General features: G+C 69.1%; 16 protein-coding genes. 8 read left to right on the top strand and 8 right to left on the bottom strand.

Annotated elements, in window-relative coordinates; all coding sequences use genetic code 11:
* Nucleotides 1-19 precede the first annotated feature (19 nt).
* Nucleotides 20-1,813, top strand: a complete 1,794-nt coding sequence (locus tag ABZ098_RS25495; RefSeq protein WP_356594795.1) for a YibE/F family protein — start codon at nt 20-22, stop codon at nt 1,811-1,813.
* 414 nt (nt 1,814-2,227) lie between these two features.
* On the opposite strand, the gene ABZ098_RS25490 is transcribed toward ABZ098_RS25495, so the two are convergent.
* The 4 genes from ABZ098_RS25490 to ABZ098_RS25475 form a co-directional block, all read right to left on the bottom strand.
* Nucleotides 2,228-2,665, bottom strand: a complete 438-nt coding sequence (locus ABZ098_RS25490; RefSeq protein WP_280850536.1) for an SsgA family sporulation/cell division regulator — start codon at nt 2,663-2,665, stop codon at nt 2,228-2,230.
* A 97-nt stretch (nt 2,666-2,762) separates the two neighbouring features.
* The gene (locus ABZ098_RS25485) at nt 2,763-3,500 is read right to left on the bottom strand and encodes a helix-turn-helix domain-containing protein (protein WP_356595055.1); all 738 of its coding nucleotides are present in this window, start codon (nt 3,498-3,500) and stop codon (nt 2,763-2,765) included.
* 746 nt (nt 3,501-4,246) lie between these two features.
* Nucleotides 4,247-4,459, bottom strand: coding sequence for a DUF5326 family protein (locus ABZ098_RS25480; RefSeq protein WP_356594793.1), 213 nt, complete (start codon nt 4,457-4,459; stop codon nt 4,247-4,249).
* 159 nt (nt 4,460-4,618) lie between these two features.
* The gene (locus ABZ098_RS25475; RefSeq protein WP_007383239.1) at nt 4,619-4,936 is read right to left on the bottom strand and encodes a cupin domain-containing protein; all 318 of its coding nucleotides are present in this window, start codon (nt 4,934-4,936) and stop codon (nt 4,619-4,621) included.
* A gap of 57 nt (nt 4,937-4,993) precedes the next feature.
* On the opposite strand from ABZ098_RS25475, the gene ABZ098_RS25470 reads away from it, so the two are divergent.
* The 5 genes from ABZ098_RS25470 to ABZ098_RS25450 all read left to right on the top strand — a co-directional run bounded on the left by ABZ098_RS25470 (nt 4,994) and on the right by ABZ098_RS25450 (nt 8,735).
* Complete coding sequence (locus ABZ098_RS25470; protein ID WP_356594791.1) at nt 4,994-5,371, top strand: phage holin family protein; 378 nt, start codon at nt 4,994-4,996, stop codon at nt 5,369-5,371.
* A gap of 6 nt (nt 5,372-5,377) precedes the next feature.
* Nucleotides 5,378-5,869, top strand: coding sequence for a low molecular weight protein-tyrosine-phosphatase (locus ABZ098_RS25465; protein WP_356594789.1), 492 nt, complete (start codon nt 5,378-5,380; stop codon nt 5,867-5,869).
* On the top strand, nt 5,866-7,005 hold the full coding sequence (locus ABZ098_RS25460) for a cystathionine gamma-lyase (RefSeq protein ID WP_356594787.1): 1,140 nt from the start codon (nt 5,866-5,868) through the stop codon (nt 7,003-7,005). The genes ABZ098_RS25465 and ABZ098_RS25460 overlap by 4 nt, the downstream gene beginning before the upstream one ends.
* A 238-nt stretch (nt 7,006-7,243) precedes the next feature.
* Nucleotides 7,244-8,164 (top strand): LysR family transcriptional regulator, encoded by a 921-nt coding sequence (locus ABZ098_RS25455; RefSeq protein ID WP_356594785.1) that lies wholly within the window; start codon nt 7,244-7,246, stop codon nt 8,162-8,164.
* An 88-nt stretch (nt 8,165-8,252) separates the two neighbouring features.
* Nucleotides 8,253-8,735 carry an NUDIX hydrolase gene (locus ABZ098_RS25450; protein ID WP_326666891.1) on the top strand — a complete coding sequence of 161 codons (483 nt, stop codon included), beginning with the start codon at nt 8,253-8,255 and terminating at the stop codon, nt 8,733-8,735.
* Between the two features lie 13 nt (nt 8,736-8,748).
* Here ABZ098_RS25450 and ABZ098_RS25445 read toward each other — a convergent pair whose 3' ends face one another.
* The gene (locus tag ABZ098_RS25445; RefSeq protein WP_356594783.1) at nt 8,749-10,428 is read right to left on the bottom strand and encodes a globin domain-containing protein; all 1,680 of its coding nucleotides are present in this window, start codon (nt 10,426-10,428) and stop codon (nt 8,749-8,751) included.
* Nucleotides 10,429-10,827: 399 nt separating this feature from the next.
* The gene (locus ABZ098_RS25440) at nt 10,828-11,460 is read right to left on the bottom strand and encodes an HAD-IB family phosphatase (protein WP_356594781.1); all 633 of its coding nucleotides are present in this window, start codon (nt 11,458-11,460) and stop codon (nt 10,828-10,830) included.
* Between the two features lie 224 nt (nt 11,461-11,684).
* On the opposite strand from ABZ098_RS25440, the gene ABZ098_RS25435 reads away from it, so the two are divergent.
* Nucleotides 11,685-12,551 carry a GNAT family N-acetyltransferase gene (locus tag ABZ098_RS25435; RefSeq protein WP_356594779.1) on the top strand — a complete coding sequence of 289 codons (867 nt, stop codon included), beginning with the start codon at nt 11,685-11,687 and terminating at the stop codon, nt 12,549-12,551.
* An 82-nt stretch (nt 12,552-12,633) separates the two neighbouring features.
* Here ABZ098_RS25435 and ABZ098_RS25430 read toward each other — a convergent pair whose 3' ends face one another.
* On the bottom strand, nt 12,634-13,842 hold the full coding sequence (locus ABZ098_RS25430; RefSeq protein ID WP_356594777.1) for an MFS transporter: 1,209 nt from the start codon (nt 13,840-13,842) through the stop codon (nt 12,634-12,636).
* Between the two features lie 437 nt (nt 13,843-14,279).
* Between ABZ098_RS25430 and ABZ098_RS25425 the strand changes: the two genes are divergently transcribed.
* Nucleotides 14,280-14,732, top strand: coding sequence for a GNAT family N-acetyltransferase (locus ABZ098_RS25425; RefSeq protein WP_356594775.1), 453 nt, complete (start codon nt 14,280-14,282; stop codon nt 14,730-14,732).
* 89 nt (nt 14,733-14,821) lie between these two features.
* On the opposite strand, the gene ABZ098_RS25420 is transcribed toward ABZ098_RS25425, so the two are convergent.
* Nucleotides 14,822-16,207 (bottom strand): serine hydrolase domain-containing protein, encoded by a 1,386-nt coding sequence (locus tag ABZ098_RS25420; protein WP_356594773.1) that lies wholly within the window; start codon nt 16,205-16,207, stop codon nt 14,822-14,824.
* Nucleotides 16,208-16,328 lie beyond the last annotated feature (121 nt).

Below are 16,328 nucleotides of genomic sequence, written 5' to 3'. Positions count from 1 at the left end.
TTCTTGCGATGATCGGTCGGTGACCACGACGCATCAGTCTCCTTACCCGCCCCCCGAGCCTCCGCGCCGACCGGGCTCCGGAAACGGTCCTGGGCACGGCTCCGGAAGCGGCCCGGGCAGCGGTTCCCGCGGCGGCTTCGGAGACGGCGGGGTCGGCGGGGCAGGCGGCACGGGCGGGACCAGCGGCTGGCACGAGCATGAGCGCCGTGGTGGGCATGCGGGCGGTCAGGGCTACGGTCATGGCCAGGGCGGCGCGGGTCATGGCGGCCAGGGCAGTGGTGGTGCCGGTGGTGGCGATGGTTACGGCAGCGGCGATGGTTATGGCGGGGATGAACACGGGCGTGGCCCCGGAGACGGGCACGAACATGGTTCAAGTGGCGGGCACGGGCATGGTCCGGGTGACGGACACGGTTCCGGCGACGGGCACGGACCGGGACATGGGCACGGGGACAGGTCCGGTTCCGGCGGTGGGCACGGCCACTCGCACAGTCATGGGCCGGCGGCTCCCGTCTCCAAGCACCTGCGCAAGGTCATCGCGGCGATCCTGATCCCGTTCGGCGTAGCCGTGGTGGTGGGGCTCGGGGTGCTGTGGCCCGGTGGCGCACCGGCGCACGAGCGCACTGGGGTGGGCTTCGACCGGCAGACTCAGCAGGCCACGGTCAGCAAGGTAGTGAGCGTCGACTGCAAGTCGGTGAACGCCTCGGGGGAGCCCCCGACGGGGGACACGTCCACCGCCGAGGGCTCGTCCGCCGAACAACAGGCGAACGGGACCTGCAAGAAGGCGACGATCCGGGTCGACACCGGCGACGACAAGGGCCGCACCTTCACGGAGATCGTCCAGCCGGACCAGTCACGGCAGTTGCACGAGGGCGAGAAGGTGGTGGTCGCATACGAGCCTTCCGCGCCCAGGGATTTGCAGTACTCGGTCACCGACGTCAACCGCCGCTTCCCGATGGGGCTGCTCGCCGGCATCTTCGCGCTCGCCGTCGTGGTCGTCGGGCGGCTGCGCGGAGTCATGGCACTGGTCGCGCTGGCCATCAGCTTCATGGTGCTGAACTTCTTCATCCTGCCCGCGATCCTCCAGGGCTCGAACCCGCTGCTCGTGGCGGTGATCGGGTCGAGCGCCATCATGCTGATCGCCCTCTACATGTGCCACGGCCTGTCGGCCCGAACCTCCGTGGCTGTACTGGGGACGCTGATCTCGCTGGTGCTGATCGGCATCCTCGGCTCGCTGTTCATCAGCTGGGCAGCACTGACGGGCAACACGGACGACAACACCGGACTCATCCACGGGCTGTACCCGACGATCGACATGAGCGGTCTGCTGCTCGCCGGCGTCATCATCGGCTCGCTCGGTGTCCTCGACGACGTGACGGTCACTCAGACGTCAGCGGTCTGGGAGCTGCACGAGGCCAACCCGACGATGGGCTGGCGCGGGCTGTACCGCGCCGGAATCCGGATCGGCCGGGACCACATCGCATCCGTCGTCAACACCCTCGTCCTCGCCTACGCCGGTGCCGCGCTGCCGCTGCTGCTGCTCTTCTCCATCGCGCAGTCCAGCGTGGGGACCGTCGCCAACAGCGAGCTGGTGGCGGAGGAGATCGTGCGCACACTGGTCGGCTCGATCGGCCTCGTCGCCTCGGTGCCGGTCACCACGGCCCTCGCGGCCCTGGTGGTCTCGGCCGACCGACCGGGGGCGGAGGTGGCTGGGACATCCGCACCCGTACCGGCGACGAGTGCGAGCGCGGGCACGGCCGACAGTCGGCCGGCGTCGGGACGCGGTGGTGGGAAGGGGCGGCGGCGCAGGCGTTGAGGGGGACCAGGGTTCGGCTGGAGCTCCGCTTCCTGGCCAATCCCTGGTCCCAGGCTCCAGTTCCGGGTTCCCAGACCCGGCTCCCGGCCGACTCCTACGAGGGACTCGCTCGCCGTAGAAGATGTGCACACGCACGCTGCATTCCAGCGCGACCTCACCGCCGAAGCACCGAGCGCCCCGCCGCCTGACCGTTTCCTTCAGCGTCCACGGCCACGGCGCCCACGGCCCCGCTCGCCGATCTCAGCTAACCGGACTGCCGCCGCCCCCCACCTCGGCAGAAGCACCACGGCGGCCTCATCCAGCCGTAACTCCACCGGAGCGCCGACCCCGCCCCCGTCGCCACCCTCAGCAGAAGCGTTCCTGCACCCTCCCACCCCACGCTGAAGCGTTCCGCCACCCCGCTGCCGTAAAGCGTCAGCCCGCGCTCTGCTCCTCTGCCAGGATCCGGTCCAGCGCTTCGTCGAGATGTGTGTCGAAATCGGCCAGTGCGGCCTCCTGGCCCAGCGGCACCAGCTTGTCGGTGCGGTCGAGGAACGCGATGATCGGCGCCGTCGACGAGCGGAACAGGGCCTGGTCGCCGCCGACCTGAAGCCTGATCAGGACATCGCCGAGCAGGTCGGAACCGGCGGGTGCGACCCGCACATCACCTTCCCCGCAGGGCCGGCCCACCCCGTCGATCAGCAGCTCCCGGCCGAAAGCCCAGGTCACCGGGGCATCGCCCGGGAGATGGAAGGTCAGCCGGACAGCGTAGGGATCGCAGGCCTCGTAGCGCAGTTCCACCGGAATGCGGAAGGAGAGCTCCTCCGACACGAGAAAGCTCATCATGACCTCTGCTTGTACGGTCTCGCGCATCGCTTACCCCGTCATCTGCCTTCGTCGGCCGGAATGATCCCTCTGACACTGGAGGCATCTTGCTGAACGTGCACGACAGATCACAAGGAGTGAGTTTTCAGATACTGATAGAGATCGCCAGCGAACCCATCAAACGCCCGATTTCCGCTTGCAGTTGCTGGGTGGCGGCCAGCAACCGGTCCGCCTGATGGGCGGGCAGAGAGATGGCCATCGTTGCCGCAGCGTTACCCACCGTGATCGGAATCGCCGCGCACACCGTCCCCAACGCGTACTCCTGACGTTCGATCACCGGCCCCATCCGCGCGGTCCGTTCGAGACGCCGGAGCAGACTGTGGCCGTCGCGCACGGTGTACGGCGTGATGGACTGCACGGGGTACCGGTCGAGATGGTCACGCCGGGCCTCGTCGTCCAGCTGGGCGAGCAGACACTGCCCGATGGCGTGCGCGTGCCCGGTCTCACGGAAGTCGGCCCACTCCTCGACCGCCGGGCTTCCGGGGCTCTCGGAGACACAGAGGACCTCGATCTCGCCGTCCCTGTACTGCGCGTAGTACACCGGCACGCCGATCAAATCGCGCCAGTGCCCGAGCGCCTCGACGACGGTGCTGCGACGTTTCTGCTCGGCTCCGCTGCTGCTCAGTCGCTCGGCCGCCTCCCCGAGAAAGAACAGACCCCTGTCTCGGCGCAGATAGCCCTCGTGCACGAGGGTGCGCAGCAGGTGGTACGCCGTGGGCAGCGCCAGCCCGGTCTCGCGGGCGAGTTGTTTGGCGGGGGCTCCGTGCTCGTGCTCCGCGACGGATTCGAGCAGGCGCATCGCGCGCTGGACAGATCCGATCAGGGTCGCGGAGTGAGCCTGTTCGGGAGGTTCACAGGCCGCCGCGCGCCGCTGGACGGGGGCTGACGACCGTACGGAGGCAGCGGGCTGCACGGGGGCCGACGCCCGTACCGGGGCCGTCGGCCCGGCGGGACCGGATGACTGGCCGGAAGCGGATACCCGTACCGGAGCTGCCGGCTGAGCCGGGCCCACCGGCCGTACGGAAGCCACGGGCGGGGCGGGAGCGGGGTCCGCGGGCGGGGCGGAGGCCACTGGCTCGCCTGGAGCCACGAGCTGAGCCGGAGCAACGGGCTGGGCGGAAGCCACGGGCTGGGCGGAAGCCACGGGCTGAGCGGAAGCCACCGGCTCGCCCGGAGCCACGAGCTGAGCCGAAGCCACCGGCTGGGCGGGAGCCACAGCCTGAGCGGGACTTACCGGGGCTCCAGGAGCCGTCGGTCGTGCCGAGGCTGTCGGCTGTACCGGAGCCGTCGGCTGTGCCGAAGCTGTCGGCTGTGTCGGAGGCGTCGTCGAGCGGGCGTCGATCTGTGCGGGTGCGGTGTCAACCGTGGCCAAGGGGCACTCCCGGAGCGCGAGGGGGGAGCCCGTGCGGGGGAACACGGGAGGGGGTACTCCGCTCGCGGGGTCGTCCCCGCGTCGAGTTCCGGACTTTAACGGCCCGCCACCGCACGTATACGGGCCGTCCGGAAAACTTCCCTCGCCCGAGGGAACGGGGCATTCCTGTTACCGGTCGCCCCGCCCGCTCCGGACGCTCACCAGTCGCTGCGCGAGGAGGAGCTCGTCATGAACTTCCGTACGACGTAGATGAGTCCGCCGACCAGGGCCACGAAGACCAGCAGCTTGAAGAGCAGGCCGATGACGAAGCCGACGACCGTGGCTATCAGTCCGCCGAACACGACCAGAGCGATGACCGGCACCGCGATCCACTTCACCCACCACGGCAACCCCGCGAAGATCTCTCCCATCGCACTCAACCTCTCTGCAGTCCGGCACCGTCCGGCCCCTCTGGTACCGGATCCACCAATGTCCTGCACTCGATGCTAGGGCCGGGAGGTACCGCCGCGGGGGCCTCGCACCCCTTGTCCTCCCCTGACTGATCCCCTAGGGAACCCCGAGGCCACGGGTCAGCTCTCCGGGGGAGAGAACACCACCATCACCCGGAGGTCCTCGCTGATGTGGTGGAACTTGTGCGCGACACCGGCCGGCACGTACACCACGCTGCCTCGCGCCACCTGGGTGGTCTCCATGCCCACGGTGATCGCCGCGCGTCCGCTGACCACGAAGTAGACCTCGTCCTGGTGGTGCGGCTGCTGCGGGTCCTGCGCGCCCGCGTCGAGTGCGTACAGGCCGACCGACATGTTCCGCTCCCGCAGGAACTGCAGGTAGGCGCCGTCGTTGGCGGCGCGCTCCGCCTCCAGTTCATCCAACCGGAATGCCTTCATCGACTTAGCCCGCCCTCGTCGTACCCGTAACCGATCTCTTCTGCCACGATCAGACACATGAAGAATTTCCTAGTCAAGACGATCGCCAACGCGGGTGCCCTGGCGGTCGCCGTCTGGCTGCTCGACAAGATCACCCTGACCGGTGGCAGCACCGGCAAGAAGGTCTGGACGCTGCTTCTCGTAGCCCTGGTCTTCGGCCTGGTGAACTTCCTGGTCAAGCCGGTCGTGAAGGTCCTGACCTTCCCCCTGTTCATCCTGACGCTCGGCCTGTTCACGCTGATCGTCAACGCACTGATGTTGCTGCTGACCTCGTGGCTCGCCGACAAGCTCGACCTGAGCTTCCACGTCGAGGGGTTCTGGACCGCCGTCCTGGGCGGCCTGATCATCTCCATCGTGTCCTGGGCCCTGCACGTCGTCCTGCCCGACGAGGACTGAGGAGGCATGACCTACCGCGTCTGTTTCGTCTGCACGGGCAACATCTGCCGTTCCCCGATGGCCGAGTCGGTCTTCCGCGCCCTCACAGTGGAAGCCGGTCTGGACGGCCTGGTCGAGGTCGACAGTGCCGGTACGGACGGCTGGCACGAGGGTGACGGCGCGGACCCGCGCACCGTGTCCGTCCTGGAGGAGCACGGCTACGACGGCGCCCACACGGCCCGGCGGTTCCAGCCCTCCTGGTTCTCCCGCCTGGACCTCGTCATCGCCCTCGACGCCGGCCACCTCAGGGCCCTGCGCCGCCTAGCGCCCACCCCGGAGGACGCGGCGAAGGTACGGCTGCTGCGTTCGTACGATCCCGCCGCGGGCGCCGACCTCGACGTTCCGGACCCGTACTACGGAGGCCTGGACGGTTTCGAGGAGTGCCTTGAGATGGTGGAGGCGGCGAGCGAGGGTCTGCTCGCCGAGGTGCGCGAGCATACGAAGGGACGGGTGGCATGAGCGACAGGGCTGCGGGCCGGGGAGAGGGCACGCGCGCGGTGCGGGCGGGACTTCCCGAGGCGGTCAAGAACGAACCGACCCTGCCCGGTCCGGCCTTCGCCGCCCACTTCCATCTGCCGGGGGAGGTCGACGGCCCGTACACCTACGGCCGCGACACCAACCCGAGCTGGAGCCTGCTGGAGCGCGCCATCGGCGAGCTGGAGGCACCGGGACAGGACGGCGTGGAGACGCTGGTCTTCGCCTCGGGCATGGCCGCCATCTCCGCCGTGCTCTTCTCGCAACTGCGCGCCGGGGACACGGTCGTCCTGCCCAGCGACGGCTACCAGGTGCTGCCCCTGGTCCGCGCCCAGTTGGAGGCGTACGGCATCGCGGTGCGCACCGCCGCTACCGGCGGCGACGCCCAGCTCGACGTCCTCGACGGCGCGCGGCTGCTGTGGATCGAGAGCCCGTCCAACCCCGGCCTCGACGTATGTGACATCCGGCGGCTCGTCGAGGCGGCACACGCGCGTGGTGCGCTCGTCGCCGTCGACAACACGCTCGCCACGCCCCTCGGACAGCGCCCGCTGGAGCTCGGCGCGGACTTCTCCGTCGCGAGCGGCACCAAGCAGCTCACGGGGCACGGAGACGTCCTCCTGGGGTATGTGACAGGCCGCGAGGGCGAGGCCATGGACGCCGTCCGCCGCTGGCGGAAGATCGTCGGGGCGATCGCGGGCCCCATGGAGGCCTGGCTCGCCCACCGCTCGATCGCCACGCTCCAGATGCGGGTCGACCGGCAGAACACGACCGCGCTCGTGCTCGCCCAGGCACTGCGGGAGCGGCCGGAGGTGACCGGGCTGCGCTACCCGGGGCTGCCCGACGACCCCTCGCACAAGATCGCCTCGCAGCAGATGCGCCGCTATGGGTGCGTGGTCTCCTTCACGCTGCCCACGCACACGCGTGCCGACCGTTTCCTCGACGCCCTGCGGCTCGTCGACGACGCGACGAGCTTCGGCGGAGTGCGCTCCACGGCCGAGCGACGCAGGCGCTGGGGCGGCGACGACGTGCCGGAGGGCTTCATCCGTTTCTCGGTCGGGGCGGAGGATCCCGGGGACCTGGTGACGGATGTGATGCGTGCGCTGGACGAGTCGGCCGACTGACCGTTTCAGCGAAGATTTTCACGGACGCACAGCCATGCCCGGCTACGTACAACGGACGGTCCGAGCCTCCCCCCTCGTGGCTCGGACCGTCCCGGTTCCCGCGCGCGAAGAACCGCGCGAACAAGGCTAGTTGACTCTGTGTCAGTGTCCAATCACAGTAGCGACACAGGCCTATCGACATATTTATAGTTGGGCCCCTGCCCCAGGGCCGGGAGAGGGGCGGGGAGGGGACGTCACCATGGATCTGGCCTTGCTGCGCACCTTCGTCACGGTGCACCGGGCCGGTTCCTTCACCCGCGCCGCCGCCCTGCTCGGCCTGTCGCAGCCGGCCGTCACCTCGCAGATCCGCACTCTGGAACGGCAGTTGGGCCGCCCCCTGTTCTTACGGCAGGCCCGCGGAGTGACCCCCACGACCATCGGCGACGAACTCGCCCACAAAGCCGCACCTCATCTCGACGCCCTGGTGGAGATCGCCGAGACGGGACTCGACGACGAGTCGTCCCTGCGGACGCTCCATCTGGCGGGGCCTCCCGAGTTCACCGCCGAGCGGGCGCTGCCCGCACTCACCGAGCTGACCGGAGAGGACGGCCAGGGCTTCGCCCTACGGGCCTCCTTCGGGAACGCCGAGGAGACCCTGGAGGGTCTGGCCGCCGGGCATCACGACCTGGCCATCAGCACGGCCCGTCCGCGGGGTGCCCTGCTCACCGCGAGCACGCTCTGCGACGAGGAGCACGTCCTGGTCGCCGCCCCGGGCTGGGCCGCCCAGCTCGGCTCGCGGGAGGCGGTCGGGGCCCTTCCCGCCGTCAAGCGAGACCCTGCGATCGAGGACGTCCCCGTGATCGAGGTGCACGAGTCGCTGCCCTTCGTCTCGCGCTACTGGGCCTCCGTCTTCGATTCCCGCCCCGCCGCGCCGGGCACCGTCGTCGTCCCCGATCTGCGCGCCGTGCTCGCCTGCGCCGTCGCGGGCGCCGGGCTCGCGGTGCTGCCGCGCTATCTGTGCGCGGCCGCCCTGGAGCGCGGTGACGTCGTCGCGCTGCACGAGCCCGCGGTGCCCCCGCTTCGGACGTACTTCCTGGTGGTCCGCACCGGGACGCTGGCCATGCCCCATGTCGCACGGGCACACGAATGGCTGCTGCGGGCGGCCGTCGACTGGGACTGACCAGGGGTTTCGCACCATTCACGCAGTGAGCCCGGTCGGTGACGCCATGCGATGTTTCACGTGGAACCATCCGGGCCACATACCCCCCATGACCGTCCGACCCGTGGTCAAGCGCACCGCCCGTGCCGTCCTGCTCGACGGCGATGATCTGATCCTGATCAAGCGCACCAAACCCGGCATGGATCCTTACTGGCTGACTCCCGGCGGCGGAGTCGAGCCGACGGACACGACCGTCGTCGACGCCCTGCACCGCGAGGTGTACGAGGAGCTCGGCGCCAAGATCACCGACGTGGTGCCCTGCTTCGTGGACACCGTCGAGCACATCGGCGACGACGGTGGGGCGACCGGAGTGAAGGTGCAGCACTTCTTCGTCTGCCACCTGGAGTCCATGGACCCGTCCTTGCGACACGGCCCGGAAGTGGACGAACCCATCGGAGAGTACGAGATCGTCCGGGTGCCGTTCACTCGTGTCGGGATCGCCTCCGTGCACCTGGTCCCGCTGTCCCTGCGCCACTATCTGGACGGCAACATCGAGGGCGTACGGGCCATGCACGCACCGGACCTGGGCTGACCTCCCGGCCGGGTCACTGGGCCAGGACGAGCTCCTCCACGGAGTCGTGGCGTATGCGTTCCGACGGGATTCCGATGGACCTGAGCGTGTCCACACCGTTGCGGATCATGCCGGGCGGCCCCGACAGGTAGGCGTCGTACTCGTGCCACGGGCCGTACTCGCGTACCGCGTCCGGGAACCGGAGACGGGCCTGCCGGTCGACGACCGCGCGGACCGACAGCCACGGGTGGGACTGCTGGAGCCTGAGCATCGTGTCGATGTCGTACAGGTCGTTGTCGGTGCGTGCTCCGTAGAACACCTCGACCGACCGTCGTGCGCCGTGTTCGGCCACGTCCTCGACGAGCGCCTTGATCGGCGCTATGCCCGTACCGCCGCCCAGACAGAGCAGGCCGCTGTCGGTGGTGTGGTCCACGGTCATGGATCCGGTGGGCGGACCGAGCCGGATGATGTCGCCGGGGCGGGCACGGTGCACCAGGGCGTTGGAGATCCAGCCCGCGGGGACGGCCTTCACGTGGAACGACAGCAGCCCGTCCGAGCGGGGCGCCGAGGCGAACGAGTAGTGCCGCCATATACGCGGCCACCAGGGCGTCTCCAGGCTCGTGTACTGGCCGGCGAGGAACGGATAGGGCTGATCGGGCCGGACGGTGACGACGGCGACGTCCGGGGTCCTCAGCTCGTGCGACACGACCTCCGCGTACCACCAGGCCGGGGCGCGCAGCTCGTCCGCGGCGGCCGCGTCGATCATCACCTGCGAGATCGTCGTGTACACCCGGACCCAGGCCGCTTCGGTCTCCGTGTCCCAGACGGAGGCGTACTTGCTCAGCGCGCCGATGAGGCACTCCCCGACTGCGGGGTAGTCCTCGGCGCGGGTGCCGTACTTGCGGTGACCGCGGCCCAGGTTCTGCAGGTAATCGACCAGGACCGGGGTGTTGTCGATGTGCTCGGCCGCCGTCAGCAGCGCCCTGAGCAGGCGATCCCGCTGGGCGTCCATGGCGGCGGGGAACAACGGACGCAGATGCGGGTGGCGTACGAAGAGCAGCGCGTAGAAGTACGACGTGACCTTCTCTGCGACGGGGGTGACCTCGGCCATGGTCCGGCGGATGCGGACGGCGTCCGGGGAGGGTGGCTGGTCTCTCGGGGACGGGCGCGGGAGGCGCGGAGGAATCGTGCCGGGCCCCGTGAAGGCGGCCTGGTGCGGGGACGAGGACTGGACGGCGTCCGGGGGGCGTACGGGAGGGGTGCCGCCCGGCGCTGTCGGGGGCTGGGTCGCAGCGGACCGTGGTGTCGGCGGAGCCTGTGGTGTCTGCGGAGTCTGCGCCGGGGTGTGTATCTCGTCCGGCCTCGTCGGGACGTGTGCGTCGTCCGCCGGGGCGGGTATCTCCTCGGCGAGTGTCGCCTCCGCGCGGGCGGGCTCCGTACGAGGCGGCACTGTGGCTCCAGCCGAGGCGTCGGACGACGCTGTCACCTGGGCCGGCGGGTCCGGTTCGGCGACAGTCGGGACTCCTGGAGGGCTGTGCGGACCTGGCCTGCCGACCGGGCTCAGAGCGGCCGGCCTGCCTCCCTCTGCCGTCTCGTGCTCGGCGTCGGGCACCTCCGTCGGCTGATTGCGTGAAGTGAACCAGCCGCCCACCGGAGTGCCGTCGTCGGCCGACATGGCGGTCGGAGCGTCCATGGTGTGCCTCGCCTCGAACATCTTTCGGTCAGTCTGCGCACTTCCTCGGTCGGAAGATGCCTGCTTCCCCCGCAGACGGCTTGCTGTCCCCGCTCGACGTCAGGGCCAATACGGCGCACCCAGCCCCTGTTCGCAGTCCCTACGAACTGGTGGGCGAGGGTGTGGCAAGGACCGCAGCATCCTCACCGCAGAGTCCCACCGCGTACGGATGCCCTGGCCGCATAACCACAAATGCGGGTCTTCGATCTCCCCGTCCCGTTAGGCTGCATTGCCCCGCTCTCGGCCGCCCATGGCCTTCGCACCCCAGTACGGACAGGAACCGGATCCGACCCTACCGGCCGTCGTTCCGCACACGAGTCCTCCCTCCCCTCCACGCATTGATCGCGGGAAGTTCGCGGAGTGAACCATGAATGGGCTCAATTACCGAGCGTGGCGCACCAATTCATAGGCTTCCCACAGGTCCATGCCCGTGTAGGAGTGGGTCGAGATTGCGGACAGATGATGGTCCGCATTGACCGCCACCGAGATCGGCACCGCGGCGAAAAGGTCCTTGTCGGAAGCCGAGTCGCCATAGGCAACGCAGTCGGCCCGCGTCACTCCGAACTGCTCACACAACCGGTCCGCGATCAGGACCTTGGCAGCGGCGTTGAGCGCCCCGGCAGGATCCACGGGCTCGGTGAAGGGGACGGCCGGAAAACGCGATCCGTATGTGGCGTGGGCTCCCCAGGTCGTGAGCCGTTCCACGAAGAAGGACGGCGAGAGCGACACGACCGCGCAGTAGTCGCCCTGTTCCCTGATCTCCGCCCAGACCTCGCGAATGCGGGCCAGCCACGGGGCACCTTCGAAGGCCGCGACGACATGTGCCTCGGTCAGGGACTCCCACAACGCGTACACCTGCTGCGCATATTGGGACGGGTCTATCAGTCCGGCCCCGATCGCCTGGTCGAGTGCAACCGTCTCGGCCTCGAGTCCGAGCTGCCGGGAAATCTGTACGGGTGCGCTGCTTCCGTGCAGCAAAGTGGCGTCGAGGTCGAAGAGATGAAGTCTCGCCATGTTCTTGAGGCTAGTGGCCACTTGCGGGCGGTGGTCCATGAGAACGGTGAGACACCACGCCGCTCCCTGTCGATCGCGGGACGGTCGCCGTTCTCCGATGTTTCACGTGAAACACGCGCCATCTGATCGCGTGTTGTGCGCTTGACCACGAGATGGCCAAAAGCTCATGCGCACCCCAGGAAACAGGTGGACGCCGAGGGCACTCGTCGGACAGCCTGACCTGCGTGCCGACTCCTTCTCTCACCGCTCTCCCCATCCGCCGTCTGACGGTACGTGACCTCACCGCCTGCGCGGACTTGTCCGAGGACCGGGGGTGGCCACGCGAGGAGCACAAGTGGGGCCTTCTCCTCTCGGCGGGTAAGGGCTACGGCATCGATGACCCCGACGGAGGACTCGTCACCGCATGCGTGGTCACGGAGTACGGCCCGTACAGCGAGCCGGATCTGGGAACGATCGGGATGGTGCTGGTCGCCGAACGGCACGCCAGGCAGGGCATCGGGCGCCGGCTCATGCACCACATTCTCTCCGTGATGGGCACCACCCCGCTGACCCTTCACGCGACGCCCTACGGCCGCCCGCTCTACGAGGAACTGGGCTTCAAGGTGACCGGCCGGGCGGAGATGCTCCTCGGACACTTCACGCCGGGCGGCCCAGCACCGACGACGAGCACGCGCGCGGCCACCGCCGAGGACCTCGCCGCGATTCTCCGGCTCGACGAGGAGGTGCTCGGCACGGATCGCACGCACCTCATCACCCGGCTGCCCGCTTTCGCCGACCAGTTCCGCGTCGCCGAGGAGAACGGCCGGATCATCGGATACGCAGCCGCCTGGCCCAACATGCGCACCCACGTCGTGGGTCCGCTGATCGCCCGTGACACCGACACGGCCCAGGCACTCCTCACGTCACTCGCCGCCGGCACCGACCGTCCCCTGCGCACCGACATCGACGTACGGCACGAAGAGCTACGGGCGTGGGCCAAGGAACGCGGTCTGGCGTCGGTCAGCTTCAACTCTGTCATGACGTACGGAATCCCGGAGTTGCCGGGCGACTGGAGTCGGCGCTTCGCCCCGCTGACGGTGGCCGCGCTCTGAGGCATGCCTGTACGACGGCGCCGGTGCCCCGGACTTCGGGGCACCGGCGCCGTCGTTGTGCCAGTCTGCGGGCCGCGCGGTTTCAGTGGTGCACCGCGGTCCGCTGTTCTGCGGTGATCGCTCCCGCGACCACGGTGCTGGGGACGCTGTCTCGGCGTTCCAGCGCGGCCGAGAGGAAGGCGAGGAGGAGAGCTCCCGTGGCCAGGGCTGCGCCCACCCAGTTGGGGGCGGTGTAGCCGAAGCCGGCCGAGATGACCAGACCGCCGAGCCAGGCGGAGAGGGCGTTGCCGAGGTTGAAGGCACCGATGTTGACTGCCGAGGCGAGCGTCGGGGCCTCGTGTGCCTGGTCGAGAACCCTCTTCTGGAGCGGCGGCACGGTGGCGAAGCCCAGGGCGCCGATGAGAGCGATCGTGACGCCGGCCAGAACCTTGTCGTGCGCGGTGAACGTGAAGAGCGCGAGCACGAGGGCCAGGGCGCCGAGGGAGACGTAGAGCATGGGCATCAGGGCCCGGTCGGCGTACTTGCCGCCGATGAGGTTGCCGCCGACCATGCCGAGGCCGAAGAGGACCAGCAGCCAGGTCACCGAGCCGTCGGCGAAGCCTGCCACGTGGGTCATCATCGGCGCGATGTAGGTGATGGCGGCGAAGACACCGCCGAAGCCGAGGACGGTCATCGCCATGGCGAGCAGCACCTGGGCGTTCTTGAAGGCGGCCAGTTCGTGCCGCAGCCGTACGCCTTCCGGTCGGGGCATCTCGGGGACCAGCTTGGCGATGCCTGCCAGGCCGACGACACCGAGGGCCGCGACGATCCCGAACGTGAGACGCCAGCCCGCACTCTGACCGATCAGCGTGCCCAACGGAACGCCGACGACATTGGCGACGGTCAGGCCGGTGAACATCATCGCGATGGCTCCGGCCTTCTTGTCGGGGGCCACCAGGTCGGCTGCGACGACCGAGCCGATTCCGAAGAAGGCTCCGTGAGCGAGGGAGGCAACCACGCGGCCGATCAGCATGACGGCGAAAGCCGGGGCGACAGCGGAGAGCAGGTTGCCGACGATGAACAGCCCCATGAGCAGCATGAGCATCCGCTTGCGGGAGATCTTGGTACCGAGGGCGGTCATCAGCGGGGCGCCGACCATGACGCCGAGCGCGTAGCCGGTGACCAGGAAACCGGCGGTGGGGATGGAGACCCCGAAGTCGTCCGCGACCTCGGGCAACAACCCCATGATCACGAACTCGGTCGTTCCGATTCCGAAGGCCCCGATCGCAAGGGCAAGAAGCGCGAGCGGCATGGGGTGAAACCTTCCCAGACGATTGCAGGAGCATGTTGCGCACGCTCACAATAATTGCAGACGCGTTATATTTGCAAGCGACGGCAATCGCGGTTCACCGCGGCTCGAGTCGCGGCCCAAACCGATCCGTCCATGCAGCAGGGAGAACGCACACCAGCCCTGGGCAAGGGTGGTGCGCGCAGGGCTGTGGCGGTCGTGCGACCTGCTTCCCTCTTCCCGACGAGGACCGCGACCTGCTCGCCCGCTACCTCTGCCCCACCGACCGACGCCGGCCGCACCCTCCTCGAACAAGCCCGCGCCACCAACGAGAAGCACTGCGAGAAGCCCTCGACCAGGCCGCCACCGACCCCGAACTCGCTCCCCCCGTACGAGCCCTGGAAGCCCTCCTCCGCACATCTCCGGCGCCCTCGGACGAGTGCCCCGCATAGGGTGCGGACATGGGAGATCTTGAGATTCGACCCGCCACGACGGACGACGTCCCCGCCATCGTCGGCATGCTCGCCGACGACTCCTTGGGTGCCCAGCGCGAGTCCCCGGACGATCTGGAGCCCTATCTGGCCGCGCTGGAGCGCCTCTCCTCCGATCCGAACCAGCATCTGGTCGTGGCCACGCGAGCGGATCGCGTGGTCGGCACGCTTCAGCTCACGATCGTTCCGGGGCTGTCCCGGCGCGGTGCCACCAGATCGATCATCGAAGGGGTCCGCATCCACGCCGAAGAGCGTGGCGGTGGACTCGGGTCCCGGCTCATCGAGTGGGCGATCGAGGAATCCCGCCGTCAGGGCTGCCAGTTGCTGCAACTGACGTCCGACAACACCCGCACGGACGCCCACCGCTTCTACGAACGGCTGGGTTTCACGGCCTCACACGTGGGCTTCAAGCTGGCCCTGTGACCTTCCCCAGGGTCGCTTCCTCATGGCACAGCGAGGCGCTCTGTTTCACGTGAAACAGAGCGCCGCCCTTCAATCAGGCAGGCAGGCACCTAACCGATGCCACGCCACCCCTCCGGATCCACGCCACCCGGCACGGAAGCCGTCTCGTCGTACGGCTGTCGCGTGAACACGAACGAACCGAGGTCGAGATGGTCCACAGATCCGTCAGGGCGCCGTACGGCCTTCAGCAGCTCCCCGTGGAAGTACCCCTCCAGACCGGTCCAGGTGCCGTCACCGTTGGCTCGGAATCGCGAACGCCGTCCCGCTCCCGACAGGGGCTCCAACGAGACGAGCCCGTCCGCCGTCAGCCGTAGGGCGAACCCGTTCGTTCCCCAGAACCACTGACCCGCCAACTCCAGTGCGGGCGATTCAGCCTCGCGCACCGGCCGCCAGGGCTCGGGGATCCTGGGCTCGGCCTCGGCGACGATCCGTACGAGATCGGCCCCCACGACGGACAGCAGCGGGCCTGAAGTGCAGTTGGCCAGCACGACCGCGGCAACATCGTCCGAGACACTGATCGTGAGATTCGCGAGGAAGCCCGGCAACGAGCCCGAATGGCCCACGAGCAGCCGCCCGTCACGGTGCTGGACCTGCAATCCCAACCCGTACGAGGCACCGTCGGCGAGCTCCTCCTCTCCGGCCGGTGCCGCGGGCATGCGCATCTCGCGCACGGTCTCCGCGCACAGCACCCGGTCGTCCCCGTTCACCAAGAAGACCGCGAAGCGGGCCAAGTCCGCCGTGGTCGACCAGAGCTGTCCGGCGGGAGCCATCCGCCCCAGGTCCTCGGAGGGCTCGGGCAGCATCACATCGGCCCACGGATGTACCGCCCAGCCGCCCGCATGCGGCGCTTCCGGACGGACACCCGTGCGGTCGAGGCCCAGAGGTGCAAGTACTTCACGCCGGAGCACCTCCTCCCACGGAGCCCCGCGCAGCTTCTCCACGAGTGCTCCCAGCAGGGTGTAGCCCGGGTTCGAATAGTGGAAGAGCCGCCCCACCGGATGCAGGAGAGGGGGCTCGCCCAGTACGTCGGCGAGCTCCGGACGCAGAGCCCCCGAGGTGCGCTCCCACCACGGTGCGGGAGACTCGGCCGCCAACCCGCCGGTGTGAGCGAGGAGTTCGGCGACGGTGGCCTCCCCCGCTCCAGTGCCGGGCACGTGCTTCTCCAACGGGTCGCCGAGGTCGAGCAGCCCCTCGTCACGCAGTCGCAGGACGAGGACAGCGGTGAAGGTCTTGGTGATCGAGCCGATGCGGTACTGCACGTTCTCGTCCGGGCCGTGCCCGTCCACCGAGGTACGCGCACCGCGCCACACGGTCCGTCCGTCCCGCACGACCGCCGCGACCAGCGAGGGGGCCCTTCCCTCCGCCTGTGCCACGGCGATCCTGTGCAGCAGCGCCCGGCGCGTGCCGGGAAGCAGCTCTTCCTGAGATGTCGTCATGTCCCCAGTCCATCCCGTTGAGGACGCGGGCGTCGACTTCTTTAGCCCTGAGGGCGTCAGCCGCATAGCCGCCGGCATCGCGTCGGCTTGACGCCTCCAGCTCCGCGGATGCGTGCAGCGA

Origin of the sequence: Streptomyces sp. NPDC006335 (assembly GCF_040612795.1) — a bacterium.
In the GTDB taxonomy this organism is placed as follows: Bacteria; Actinomycetota; Actinomycetes; order Streptomycetales; family Streptomycetaceae; genus Streptomyces.
Note: the sequence above shows the minus strand (reverse complement) of the source record. Positions and strands in the feature narration are given on the sequence as shown.